The sequence below is a fragment of the Shewanella sp. YLB-07 genome (assembly GCF_009377275.1).
In genome coordinates, this window is the sequence record NZ_VOQB01000015.1 from 31,370 (window position 1) to 44,759 (window position 13,390).

A 13,390-nucleotide genomic window follows, 5' to 3' on the forward strand; every position below is an offset into this window, starting at 1 on the left:
ATAAAGAGCCTTTATTGCGGGCGTAGACTGCCTCTCTGGTAACGACCCCAGCTGAGCTTGCGGTTAACCGTGCCATCTGGAGCCACAGATAGCATGCCGCTTCGACCCGAGAATTGGTAACCGGGTAGTGCACGCATCTGGGCAAGTTTCCCAACTAATTCCAGCGCATCATAACCCATGATGTAGAGTCGTTTCTGACCAAAACTCCAGGTTGGCCAAAGCTGCTCCACTAATTGAGTCTCGTTATTGCTGCTGATCAACCAGGGAATATCGCTGATGATCAGGTTGTTGAGTTCTTGAGATACTTCTCTCGAAGTATTTTCTACCCGACTGCGGCTGGTGGTGTAAAGTGGCACCGGCTCGGCGAACACACTGAAGTTGACGTCGATAAAAGGCTTTAACAGAGGTAGATCTTTATTGCCGGAGATCATGTAGATGGCATCTATATCACGGCGTGACCGAAAATCGGCTTTGACCTTGCTGCCCAATAATGCCTTGATCCGTGCGATTCGCTCCTTGCTGTCGATAACGCCAAGTGATTTTTGTACCGTGACTTTCATCTTATCGCCGGGATCGTAATAATGGACCTCGGCAGGTTTCTGGGTTAACTCTGCCCATGCCTCGCTGAAGCTGTCAGCCATTCTATGGCCAACCGAATTGTTACTGGCTAACACCAGAGGAGTGGTGATGCCATCGGCAAATAACTTCTCGGCTGCATCGCTTGCCTCATGGGCTGGGGATAAGGCGAAATAGAACTGGTCATCGTCAGGCGTAAAGTCATCTACATGGTTTAAATATAGCTGGGGTACTCGCTTTAACATGACTGGCGCTGGTGTTGCTAATTTACTTGTCTGCTCGCTATCGCTGGCAGGCGTGACAACGACGGCAGGAATTGGCTGTTGCAACTCTTCGACCTCAGATTGTAGCAAGGGGCCTATGATAAATTCGGCGCCTGCAGCAACGGCTTGTTGATAGGCGAGTTGAGCGCCATTGGCGGTATCGTAAAAATTAATCGAGACCTTATCATCCGGGTTGGCCAAGTAACGTGACATTATGCCATGCTTGACTGTGCTAGCGACCCGGGCTCTAGGGCCTGTCAATGGCAGCAATACGGCGATGTTATGTGGATTATAAGGTTTAGTCGTTAAGGCTTTCTCGAGATCCGTTGGCAATTTGATCGAGGCTGGGTGTGTTGGGTTGGTATGTTGCCAATTACCTAGGTGCTTCACTAGTTCATTGGGGTTGATAGCATAATGTTTGGCTATATATGCCAGCTGTAACCAACCAGAAAAAACCGGATCTGAAGAATCCTGGCTAAAACTCAGTAAAGTTTGTTCATGCAATGGCTGTAAGATGCGCCAGATACTGTTATTGACTTCACCAGCTTGAGCCGTTGGCAAAAGAGTGCTCAAGAGACTCAACTGTCTGGCTTGCTCTATGGGCTGTTTCGTCAGCTGGTATAAACGGGCTTTAAACTGGTAGTAGGCCACCATCTGCCAATCGGCAAGTTGCCATTTAGTCGGATAATTCAGTTCACGCAGGGCATCATCATAGGTCGATGTGAGCTCGAGTGCCCTTGCGGTTAAATATTTATGCTCGGCAACTAGCTCTGTTTTTTGTACCAGATTCGATTTAATTGAGGCTAATGTCTTATTCGCGGCATTTCCATCACCTTGATTGATAAAGGCGTGGGCGGCAAGGAGTGCGTATCGATTTTGTATTTCTGCGTTATCGGCACTCGAGGCCTTTGTCAGGTAATCTGCGGGCTGCAGAGGTGCACTAACCAAAGATACCTGAGTGTCCTTTGGTTTTATTTGACTTGGCGTTGACCCACAACCGATCAAAATAGTGGCTAAAACCGCAATAGAAATAAATTTAGTTGTATTCAGTCTTTTCAACACAGGTCTTCACTCTGGTAAGATGCAGCCAATAGTTTAACCTTCTCTTACGCTTGACGAAAGTCTTGTAATAGTCAAACTGAGGTAGATATGGATCTGGCGGTCGCTCTTTACATAGTTCCAACCCCAATCGGCAATCTTGCCGATATTAGTTCTCGCGCCATAGATGTGCTTAATAGTGTCAAATTAATCGCCTGTGAAGACACGCGTCACAGCGGTAAACTTCTGAGTCACTTCGGCATAGAAACCAGAAAAACGTCGCTGCATGATCATAATGAGCGAGACAGAGCCGATTGGATCATTCAAAAGCTTAGTAATGGTGAGCCTGTTGCGCTGATCTCAGATGCCGGCACTCCCTTGATCTCAGATCCCGGTTATCATCTGGTTTCTGCAGTGAGAGCGGCGGGATACGATGTCACTCCTTTACCAGGGCCATGTGCCGCTATTACCGCGTTGAGTGCTTCAGGCTTGCCATCGGATCGCTTCTCTTTCGAAGGCTTCCTACCATCAAAAGAGAAAGGTCGATTTGATAAGTTGACGGCCCTAAAAGAAGATCCAAGAACCTTGATCTTCTATGAGTCACCTCATCGCATTGTTCAGAGCCTCGAGTCATTTTTGGCGGCTCTGGGTGAGGATCGACAGATAGTGATGGGCCGTGAAATCACTAAGACCTTCGAAACCTTTCTTTCGGGGACAGTGGCTGAAGTGCTTGAGATTGTTAAAAGTGATTCTAACCAGCAGCGTGGTGAAATAGTGCTGATGTGTCACGGTCATCGTAGCGCGAAAGATGATGCAGATATTCCAACTGAAGTGATTAATACCCTTAAGTTACTTGTAGAAGAGCTCCCCTTGAAAAAAGCGGCGGCAATCGCTGGACAGATCTACGGGCTAAAGAAAAACGCACTCTACAAATATGGTTTAGAGATAGGTTTGTAAAAGCGGTTGCGAGCGCGGCCTAAGGCCTTCGAGGGCACGACTGTGTCGCTTCGAGAGAAAGACAATGTTGCTGTTATTTTTTCTTATATGACAAAAAGTCCCTTCGAAGTGAGCTTGTGACGGCCCAGGTTATTAACACTGGGCATTTAACAACTTGCCGTAATCGCCAACACTCGCTATAATCCGCGCCGAGTTGGCCAGACAGTTGCCGCGTTCGCAAGAGCGGGGAGGAAAGTCCGGGCTTCATAGAGCAGGGTACCAGGTAACGCCTGGGCGGTGTGAACCGACGACAAGTGCAGCAGAGAGGAGACCGCCAATCTTCGGATTGGTAAGGGTGAAAGGGTGCGGTAAGAGCGCACCGCACGGCTAGTAATAGTCTGTGGCAAGGTAAACTCTACCCGAAGCAAGACCAAATAGGGTTCCAGTACTTTTAATAGTTAATGCGCGGCTCGCGTTGGAACCGGGTAGGTCGCTTGAGCCTGTGAGCGATTGCAGGCCTAGATGAATAACTGTCCACGACAAGACCCGGCTTATCGGCCAACTCAACCTTTTAGAAAAGCCCGCCTATCGAAAGATAAGCGGGCTTTTTGCTGTTTGGTTATGAGATCTTGTGTCGCTTTTTAATCATTTATCCTTGGAGGTTGATCTTGGCTTTTTTGCGTCTGCGTTGTCGTCAGCATCATCACCCGTGTAGAAGTCCGCTAGTACGTCGGCCAGATGAGTACGGGAAAGCTCACCTTGTAAGTCGCCATCGGCATCGACAACAGGCAGAGGAAAGTCTGATTCCATGGTTGCTGGTATGATGCTTTCGAGCAGTGCATCCGGCGATATCGGCTCCAACTCTTCTACCTTAAACTCATCCATCGGCGCTTCTTTATCTGTCTTGACAGCATCTTCCAGTGCTACCTGACACACGACGCCCTGAAAACCCTCATCGGTAACGTAATAGGCATAGTTAGCCGGGATACGTTTCATCTGTTTGAGCGCTTCACCTATCGTGTCGGCGGTTAGGCGATATGCAGGCGGCTTCATGACTGTCTCGACAGTTAGTGCTCTTGGCCGATTTACGTCCTTTACGAAGGCTTCGACATAGTCGTCGGCAGGGTTGAGCAAGATGTCCACCGGCTCACCTACCTGGATCAGATTGCCATCTTTGAGGATCGCGATCCGGTCGCCAATTCGCAGCGCTTCATCGAGATCGTGGGTAATGAAAATGATGGTCTTATGCAGTTCTTTTTGCAGTTCAATCAGTTGGTCCTGCATTTCACTGCGTATCAGAGGATCCAGTGCCGAGAAGGCTTCATCCATCAAGAGGATTTCAGCATCGGTACACAGGGCTCTCGCCAAGCCGACGCGTTGTTGCTGACCACCGGAAAGCTGAGCGGGGAACTGCTGCTCATATCCGGTCAGACCGACGGTCTCAAGCCATTGTTTGGCTTTGGCATTTCTCGTGGCTTTATCTATCCCTTGTACGCTGAGACCATAGGCCACATTTTCCAGTACGCTTCTGTGGGGCATTAAACCAAAGCGTTGGAATACCATTGCCATTTTCTTGCGACGAAATTGCTCGAGCTCCTTGGTATTGAGCTTCATTACATCCACGCCTTCAACTAGGATTTGCCCTTCAGTAGGATCGATAAGCCGATTGAAGTGACGGATCAAGGTCGATTTCCCCGAACCTGATAACCCCATAATCACAAAGATCTCTCCCTTGTGAATGTCGAGGTTGATGGCTTTAAGGCCCACTGTATGGCCAGTTTTCGCCAGGATGTCATCCTTGGATAAACCTTCTCTAACCATAGGCATGACCTTGGTTGGTTTTTTACCAAAGATTTTGTAAAGATCCTTTATCTGAATAAGTGGCTGAATTTGTGATCCGTTAGTCATGCTGTCCACCCTGCATATGTTGCTGAGATCGCTTTGCGTAGGCTTGAGAGGTGCGATCAAAAATAATGGCCAGAGCGACGATGGCTAAACCGTTAAAGAGCCCCAAGGTGAAATACTGGTTGGTGATAGACTTGAGGACAGGCTGACCCAGGCCCTTGACGCCAATCATAGACGCAATCACGACCATCCCCAGTGCCATCATAATGGTCTGGTTGATACCTGCCATGATAGTGGGAGAGGCTAGTGGTAACTGAACCCCCATCAGACGTTGCATCGAATTGGCGCCATAGGCAGTGGCTGCCTCCAACACTTCTTTGTCTACCAAACGGATCCCCAAGTTAGTCAATCGAATGACTGGCGGGATAGCATAGATGACAACGGCTATTACCCCTGGCACCTTGCCAATGCCAAGTAACATGACCACAGGGATCAGGTAAACGAAGGCGGGCATGGTTTGCATCACGTCCAGAATTGGTGTCACTACCGCTTGGGTGCGATTGTTGCGGGCCATTAAGATACCAATGGGGACGCCCAGTACGATGGCCATTAGCGTACATACGGTAATGATACTAAGGGTGCGCATGGTATCTTCCCACATGCCGAAATAGCCGATAAGCAGAAATGAAACGACGACGCCCAAGGACAATTTCCATGAACGACTGGTGAAGTAAACCAAAGCGGTAATAGAGAGCAATACTGCCCACCAGGGGGATTGCACCAACAGCTTTTCAAACCAGATAAGAAAGCCGAGCAGTGGATCGAAGAAAGACTCGATGACATCGCCATACTCTCGGGAAAAGTCCCGAAAGCTGCTGTCCAAATATTTACGTATTTCCACCAAAGTGGCACGGTCCATTTTCGGAAACTTGCTGAACCAAGAAAAGTCAGCCATTACTACCTCTATCGTTTTTTACACGGGATAATCTAGATGGGAGCAAAAATGCGAGGCTCTGTAGGCTTCGCATTTTTGTTTGGGGTTATAGTGCTTCGATTGCCGATTTCACCTTTGCGGCGACATCGGCGGGAACCCATTTAAGCCAGATATCTTCATGATTCATTAGGAAGTACTCGGCTGCGATATTACCGTCTGCCTGATTATCTTCCATCCAAGCGAGCAAGCCGTTCATTTGGGCATTGGTCAGAGAGCGTTTACCAAGATACTCAAATCCCTGGGGTGATTTTTCAGCGAAAGCTGTGGTGGTGACAGTTTGTACCAGTGCCGATGGGTACATGGTGACCTTAGGCTCGGCGCACTCAACTTGTGAAATACAGTCGCGAAAATGCTCTGCATCGATGCCGGTACCAAAATCCACTTTGGCCATTTTGTATTTACCTAATATCGCTGTGGGTGCCCAGTAGTAACCAAACCAAGGCTTTTTGCGTTCATAGGCACGGGCGATGGATCCAGACAGGCCCGCTCCTGAGCCGGGATCGATAAGATCAAACCCTGCTGCATCGAGCTTTAGCGCTCGATATAGATTTTCGGCCGAGATTTGACAGCCCCAACCCGCAGGGCAGCCATAAAATGCGCCACGTTCGGGATCTTCCGGGTGTTTAAAGCTTTTTACTTTGGCGATAATACCTTCAATGGTTTTTAGGCTGGGGTCTTTGTCGACCATATATTGGGGAACCCAAAAGCCTTCTTCACCGCCATCGGAGAGTGAATTACCTGCGATAGTCAGCCGCTTGTCACTGACACCACGTTGGATAAGCTCTTTGACATTGTTGCTCCAGATCTCCGGCGCGATGTCTGGCTCACCTTTTTCAACCATTGAAGTACTGGTCGGCATAGTATCGCCAGGGATCAACTCGGCTTCACAGCCATAACCATGTTCTAGAATAAAGCGATCAACATTAGCGATTAATGAAGCCGAGCTCCAATTCATATCTGCGATAGTGACCTTACCGCATTGTTCTTCGGCAAAGGCTTGATGTGTAGCGCTACTTAGGAGTAATCCAGCAATTAAAATTATACTTTTCATAAGAACTCAGTGCTCGAGGTTAGAAGTTTTGGTGCTCGTGCCTTTCACTAACAATTGTTAGAGTTCAAACTTGGGGTCGTACTTAGGTGTTGCAGGCAACGGCGTGATTACAAACTCCTTACCAAAAGTAGTCCGATGGTAAACAATTCGATGTGGTTAAGTTAGCATGGTAAACGCATTGTTAACAGTCTTGTAGGGTATGGCCATCGAGTTTAATCATCTTGCTGGCATCATTCCAGCCACACTTTTGTCCCCTATCTGGCTCAGTATGCCTGTTCGCCAAAGGGTCAATTAATCTGCAGTCTAATCAATAAAAATTATGATTAATATTCTAAATGTAAGGATTGGTATTCGTGGGGAATAGAAGTAGAAAATCGTTTTTTGAGCTTAAATAGCAAACTAAAATTCAGGAGCTATTCGATTTCTAGTGAAATTAAATATCCCCTCAATACTGAATCTTATATCTTAGTTATTGCTAGAGTTGCAATTAACTCTCTAAAATCTTGTCGATTATAGGCTTGTTGGCTTCAGGGAAGTCGTAGTTTTGTAAATCTGACTTAGCGACCCACTTAACTTCTTGCCCTTCAAGCCCGTGAGCCTCTCCTGTGAAGCAAGTTACCCAATGGATATCCAAGAGCACTTGCTTATCCGGGTAGTCGTGACTGATGCTCATTAGGGAGCTTGTATCTGTGATGGTTAAATCAACTTCCTCTTTCAGCTCTCGCGCTAATGCTTGGGTCACAGATTCGCCCTTTTCGACTTTACCGCCGGGGAACTCCCACTTTCCACCTTGATGTAGATGGGTGAGGCGTTTGGCCAGCAGGATCTGCTCATCAGCATTCATGATCACGCCTACAGCAACATGTACTCTTTTAGTTGTAGCTATCGAGACTGACAATTGGATTAATCCTCTTTGAAGAAACCTGATTCATCATATCCCTGGGCATCCAGAGTCTCGTGATCAAATTCTGGCTTGACTGGGATTGCATGTTTTTCGGATGCCCAGTCGCCTAGGTCGATTAGCTTACAGCGATCACTGCAGAAAGGTTTAAACTTGGACTCTGAATTCCAGATCACTTCTGTTTGGCAGGTGGGACACTTTACTCGGGTTGTCATTGTTCGGTCTCTACAAGGTACGCGTGCAAACTTGGCTTAACTTTGGGCTCAGGGCCTAGCTTAAGTTTAGCTGTTTAAGCATGATGTTTGATATGAAACCTATAATACTGTCTTTAGATACAGGTTGCTAACTTAAACTCAATCGCTTTATCCGAGTGTTTTTGTTGGTCGAATTGTACGAAGTGAATCGCGTATCTATTTTTATGCCCACTAATGGTAGGGTAACAGCCTTGATGTGAGTCTAGTTGCACTCTAATTAATGACAGTGCCTGATTACTATTACCTTGATAGAACCCAGCTTTCGCCACGGCTGCAGTATATTCAGTCGTTAATCTGGTTAGTTCAAGAAGCAGGCTGATGGGGGTCAGTAACGCTCTAAATGTATCTAGCCACTGCGAGTACTCTTGTTGTCGAACATCCCAAGGCTTGGCTAACCAATAATGAAGTTGTGGCAAGTCAAAATTACAACATGCTCCAGGCATATTGAACCTCTGGCGTAGAGCCATTAAGAAACGATTCTGTTTTAGTTGGCTACCGGGTCTCTCGCTTATTTGAAGTGTGTCTCTAGCGTTAGATAGGAGGGATAAGTATTTATCGACTTGCTGTTTATCTATGTGGGGCAGGCTTTTCCAATTGGACAGTAATGAAATCTGCTTATCTAGGTCTTTGAGTACCTCGCCGCGGTAGTCGCATCGCTCAGCTAGCTCACATAATGAGAAAAGGGGGTAGAAACAACGATGTTGATGATCTTGATCCAAGTTCATTTGCAGTTGTTGTTCAAGATACTCAAGTCTAAGGTAGCTTCGAGTCTTCTCGTTTAGAGGCTGTTCATAGATCAATTCAGTCATGGCGTTTATTAAGCGTTATTGGACAATTTTAAATAATTATTATGTAGTGCAATTACTTTGCTTTTTAGCGCCGATATCTTTCCATGATTGTCTATGACATCATCAGCTTTAAGTAGTTTCTCGGCTCTTGGGGCCTGGCTACTTATAATTTTTTCAACTTGCTCGTTAGTTACCGAATCCCTGTTAATGGTACGCTTTCGTTGTTGTTCAGGTGAAATATCAATCAAAAGTGTACGGTTTACTAACCTATCTAATTCATTCTCAAATAGCAAGGGAGCGACGAGAATTGTGTAGGGTGATGACGTGGATGCTAATTGATTTAGCATCTCGGTTCGTATCATTGGGTGTAGTAAGTCATTGATCCAACGCCGCTCTTTCGGCCAGTTGAAGATTATTTCTCTTAGAGCGGCTCGATCTAAGCTGCCATCTTGGTTCAATATCTGTTTACCGAAATGGGCCGTTATTTGAGTTAAGCCGCTAGTGCCAATTTCTACTACATCTCGTGCGACGATATCGGCATCGACTAATTCGATGCCTAATTCTGCAAATAGATTAGCGACTGTGGTTTTACCGCTACCTATGCCGCCAGTTAAGCCTATTAAATATTTAGACATAATCCTACTTCTTACACCATTCTATGAAGAACACTAGCTTATACTTATAGGGTGGATAGATACCAAGTATTGATATCACTGCCCCAGATCATGGCTATCCAGCCCGCTAGCGCGATATAAGGGCCAAAAGGAATTGGATTACCTTGATTAAGTTTTTTACTGATGATTAGCATGATGCCAACTATCGCGCCGACTACAGATGATAGAAGTATTATGAGTGGCAGTAGCTGCCAACCAAACCAGGCCCCAAACACGGCTAAAAGTTTAAAATCTCCATATCCCATACCTTCCTTACCCGTTAACAGTTTAAATGCCCAGAAGACACTCCAGAGGCTCATATAACCCGCGGCAGCTCCGATTAGTGCGTCGGTTGGGCTGGTAAAAGTGCTGTTTAGGTTTATCAGTAAGCCTAGCCATAGTAGGGGGAGGGTGAGTTGGTCGGGAAGTAGCATCTCATCGAGATCTATGCCTGTTAGCGCTATCAGCACGAAGGTGAGTAATGTTGCGAAGGCAAATTCCCAGGTAGGGCCGAAATGAAGAGCGAGGAAAGCTACGGTTAAGCCCGTCAATAATTCTATTATTGGGTAGCGCGCCGATATAGCTGTGCTGCATGAGGCACATTTACCTCTTAGCATGAGCCAGCCAATAACAGGCAGGTTATGCCAGGGCTTGATATCGCTTTTGCATTTCGGGCAGGCTGAGCCCGGAACGATCAGGTTATATTTTTCTGGATAGCCATCTATGGCTCGCTCGAGCTTTTTTGAGATGGGAGCTATGAGCTCTTTATGATACTCGTTGAGGTATTGATTACATTCTTGCTGCCACTCGCGTTTCATCATCACGGGAAAGCGATGAATGACCACATTGAGGAAGCTACCGATAACGGCGGCAAAGATAAAAGCGATAGCGCTAAAGAGCCACAAGTTGTGGCTTAATATTGTTATGAATTCTGACATCTAGTTTGTTCTTCTATTAGGAGTCTTTTATTGATCTTGATAGTTACTTGCAAAGGATGCTAAATAATCTTACCCATTTCAAAGATGGGAAGATACATGGCAACGATCAAACCACCGACTAAGGTGCCGATCACTACCATCATGATAGGTTCAATCAGGCTTGATAGTCCATCTACGGCGTCATCGACCTGCATCTCGTAAATATTGGCGACCTTGTTGAGCATATCATCGAGTCCACCGGATTCTTCGCCTATCATCACCATCTGGATCAACATATCGGGGAATAGGTTAGTTGTGCGCATGGCAACATTCATCTGCATGCCCGCCATCACCTCTGTGCGGACCTTTATTACAGCTTTACGGTATACGGCATTTCCCGAAGCGCCAGCAGCAGATTCCAGGCCATCTATTAGGGGGACTCCGGCAGCAAATGTTGTTGCTAGTGTACGAGCGAAACGTGCCATAGCGGCTTTATGTAAGATTAATCCTATAGCTGGTATCTTTAAAATTAGCACATCAACCTTGTCCCGAAATTGTTGGGAGTGCAAATGTGCACGCTTAAATAGAAAGACGCTAACTATGATGATTACGGCAAATATATACCAAGACGCCTGTAATGCTTCAGAAATGCCGATGACGAATTGAGTAAAGGCTGGCAGCTCGGCGCCAAACCCCGCAAATATTTCCTCAAACTGCGGGACAACGAAGAGTAACAGCAAGGCTGTCACAGCTATAGCGACTACGACCACGGCAGCGGGGTAAAACATGGCTTTCTTGATTTTAGATTTAAGTGCCTCCGATTTCTCCCTGTAGGTTGCGACGCGATCGAACACGGCATCAAGCGAACCTGAATGCTCGCCTGCGGCTACCAAGTCTACGTACAGATCGTCGAAATATCGCCTATGGGGCCTTAATGCATCTGAGAGTGGGATACCGGCTTGGACATCATTGAGTATGGTGCTTAAGAGTTCACGCATCTTAGCCTTTTCATGGCCTCGGCCGAGCATATCTATGGTTGTCACCAGAGGCACGCCGGCAGAGAGCATAGTCGCTATCTGACGGGTGATCATGGCGATATCCATGGCATTTATCTTGGGAGCACCCAGTTGGAATAGACTCGCCGATTGCTTCTTGACTGATTTGGGGTTGACCCCCTGAGTTTTTAGTTGGCTGCGAACCTCCGCTGCGGAGGCACCTTTAAGCTCTCCGGAGGTTTTTTGACCGGATTTATTGACCCCTTTCCACTCGAAGGTAAAGATCTTAGTTTGGCTATTAGCATTGGCTTTCTTAGATCTAGCCTGTCTTTTTTTAATGGTACTTGCTGTTGCCATAGCCGTTCCTTAAGATAAAATTTGTGAACCTAAAAACTGGTGACTCGGTTGATTTCGGCGATGCTGGTGACGCCATGGATGACCTTGAGTAGCCCTGACTCCCGTAGGTCTCGCATTCCTTGCTCTTTAGCCATAGTAGCTATCTCTAAGGAGTTACCGCCTTCCATGATGATGCGGGCTATTTCATCTGATATCTTCATCACCTCATAGATACCGACCCGGCCCTTGTACCCGCCGGAGCAGAGATCGCAGCCCACAGGTTTATAAGTGGTGATGCCTTCATCTATGTTAGTTTGCCTAAAGCCTAGCCTCTCTAGTTCGTGTTCTGGAACATCTTCTGCTTGCTTACATTCCGGGCAGAGGCGACGTGCCAGACGTTGAGCTATGATGAGGTTTACCGAACTGGCTATGTTGTAGCCAGGTACACCCATGTTGATTAGGCGAGTCAGGGTTTCGGCGGCAGAATTAGTGTGTAGTGTAGAAAGTACCAGGTGGCCGGTTTGTGCCGCCTTGATGGCAATCTCGGCAGTCTCTAAGTCTCGAATCTCACCTACCATGACCACATCGGGATCTTGGCGCAGAAATGAGCGCAACGCAGAGGCAAATGTCAGGCCCGCCTTGAGATTGATATGGACTTGGTTAACTCCTTCGAGGTTTATCTCCACCGGATCTTCGACGGTAGAGATATTTCGAGCCTCGGTGTTGAGTATGTTGAGGCCTGTGTAGAGGGATACGGTTTTACCAGATCCTGTAGGGCCTGTAACCAGAATCATGCCTTGGGGTTTTTCCAGCATCTCCTCGTACAGCTCGCGCTGATCGTCTTCATAGCCGAGCTTCTCGATGCCAAGTTGTGCCGAGGAGGAGTCTAGGATACGCATCACTATCTTCTCACCCCAGATAGTGGGGAGAGTACTGACACGAAAATCGATAGACTTAGTGCGTGATAGCTTCATCTTGATGCGGCCATCTTGCGGGACTCTTCGTTCGGCGATATCTAGCTTGGACATCACCTTGAGTCGAGCCGAAATTCGATTAGACAAGTTTACTGGAGGCTCAGAGACTTCATGCAAGATACCATCGATACGAAAACGGATACGGTACCGTTTCTCATAGGGTTCAAAATGCAGATCCGATGCGCCTTTGCGTATGGCATCGGTCAAAATCTTATTGATATAGATGACGATAGGCGCATCATCACCACTCTCGCCTTTTTGCTCCTCCTCACGTTTACTGGGATCATCTATCTCAATATCGGCGAGGGCAGACTCATCTATGCCACTGATATCCAGTGCGGAGATATCCTCCTCGAGTACCTTATCTATGGCCTTGGTGAGCTTGTCATCTTCGACCAATATGGCTTCGGCATGTAGACCCGCGCTAAATTGAAAGTCTTCCAGCGCTGCGATATTGGTGGGATCTGAAGTGCCTATGTACAGACGATTTCCACGCTTAAACAGTGGCAGACACTTATGTTTCTCGATCAACTTTTTATTGAGGAAATCTTCGGGAATGCTGGCAATGTCAAACTCATCGAGATCCAGCAATGGGGTACCGTATTCCTCATAGCAGAGCTCGGCTATTTCACGGGCGGAAATAAGGTTTTCTGAGACTATGGTGGAGACGAGAGCTTGTTTATTTTGGCGAGATTTGGCTATAGCTGTTGCTATCTGCTCTTCGCTGAGCAAATTTTTACGAATAAATAATGTTGATAAACCTAAATGAAGACCAGTCGTGGGCATGAGTTACTCATAAGTGATTTCAGCTAGTAAAAACAAATTTGAGCGAAAGATTATTAACTCTTTCGCTCAAATTAATTAGCTAG

12 protein-coding genes and 1 other RNA gene are annotated in these 13,390 nt (G+C 46.8%); 2 read left to right on the top strand and 11 right to left on the bottom strand.

All coding sequences use genetic code 11. From position 1 onward, the window contains the following. Positions 1-11: 11 nt before the first annotated feature. Positions 12-1,901 carry a penicillin-binding protein activator gene (locus FS373_RS25515; protein ID WP_144044561.1) on the bottom strand — a complete coding sequence of 630 codons (1,890 nt, stop codon included), beginning with the start codon at positions 1,899-1,901 and terminating at the stop codon, positions 12-14. An 87-nt stretch (positions 1,902-1,988) separates the two neighbouring features. Here FS373_RS25515 and rsmI point away from each other — a divergent pair, with 87 nt between their 5' ends. Together rsmI and rnpB are read left to right on the top strand one after the other, a co-directional pair. Beyond that, on the top strand, positions 1,989-2,834 hold the full coding sequence (gene rsmI / locus FS373_RS25520; protein WP_144044562.1) for a 16S rRNA (cytidine(1402)-2'-O)-methyltransferase: 846 nt from the start codon (positions 1,989-1,991) through the stop codon (positions 2,832-2,834). A gap of 189 nt (positions 2,835-3,023) precedes the next feature. Then, an RNA gene (gene rnpB, locus FS373_RS25525) (RNase P RNA component class A) lies at positions 3,024-3,383 on the top strand. 75 nt (positions 3,384-3,458) lie between these two features. Here rnpB and FS373_RS25530 read toward each other — a convergent pair. The 10 genes from FS373_RS25530 to pilB all read right to left on the bottom strand — a co-directional run bounded on the left by FS373_RS25530 (position 3,459) and on the right by pilB (position 13,307). Next, positions 3,459-4,721, bottom strand: coding sequence for a quaternary amine ABC transporter ATP-binding protein (locus FS373_RS25530; RefSeq protein ID WP_152830879.1), 1,263 nt, complete (start codon positions 4,719-4,721; stop codon positions 3,459-3,461). Continuing rightward, entirely contained in the window at positions 4,714-5,613 is a 900-nt protein-coding gene (locus FS373_RS25535; protein WP_144044564.1) for an ABC transporter permease, read from the bottom strand. The genes FS373_RS25530 and FS373_RS25535 overlap by 8 nt, the downstream gene beginning before the upstream one ends. 85 nt (positions 5,614-5,698) lie before the next feature. After that, complete coding sequence (locus tag FS373_RS25540) at positions 5,699-6,703, bottom strand: ABC transporter substrate-binding protein (RefSeq protein WP_144044565.1); 1,005 nt, start codon at positions 6,701-6,703, stop codon at positions 5,699-5,701. A gap of 487 nt (positions 6,704-7,190) precedes the next feature. Next, positions 7,191-7,601, bottom strand: a complete 411-nt coding sequence (mutT, locus tag FS373_RS25545) for an 8-oxo-dGTP diphosphatase MutT (protein WP_144044566.1) — start codon at positions 7,599-7,601, stop codon at positions 7,191-7,193. 5 nt (positions 7,602-7,606) lie between these two features. Continuing rightward, positions 7,607-7,819, bottom strand: a complete 213-nt coding sequence (gene yacG / locus FS373_RS25550) for a DNA gyrase inhibitor YacG (RefSeq protein WP_144044567.1) — start codon at positions 7,817-7,819, stop codon at positions 7,607-7,609. Between the two features lie 113 nt (positions 7,820-7,932). Further along, the gene (gene zapD, locus FS373_RS25555; protein WP_152830880.1) at positions 7,933-8,667 is read right to left on the bottom strand and encodes a cell division protein ZapD; all 735 of its coding nucleotides are present in this window, start codon (positions 8,665-8,667) and stop codon (positions 7,933-7,935) included. Positions 8,668-8,675: 8 nt separating this feature from the next. Then, positions 8,676-9,281, bottom strand: a complete 606-nt coding sequence (gene coaE, locus FS373_RS25560; protein WP_152830881.1) for a dephospho-CoA kinase — start codon at positions 9,279-9,281, stop codon at positions 8,676-8,678. A 44-nt stretch (positions 9,282-9,325) separates the two neighbouring features. Then, on the bottom strand, positions 9,326-10,237 hold the full coding sequence (locus FS373_RS25565) for a prepilin peptidase (RefSeq protein ID WP_152830882.1): 912 nt from the start codon (positions 10,235-10,237) through the stop codon (positions 9,326-9,328). A 59-nt stretch (positions 10,238-10,296) separates the two neighbouring features. Then, entirely contained in the window at positions 10,297-11,568 is a 1,272-nt protein-coding gene (locus FS373_RS25570) for a type II secretion system F family protein (protein WP_152830883.1), read from the bottom strand. Between the two features lie 29 nt (positions 11,569-11,597). Next, positions 11,598-13,307, bottom strand: a complete 1,710-nt coding sequence (pilB, locus tag FS373_RS25575; protein WP_152830884.1) for a type IV-A pilus assembly ATPase PilB — start codon at positions 13,305-13,307, stop codon at positions 11,598-11,600. Positions 13,308-13,390: the final 83 nt, after the last annotated feature.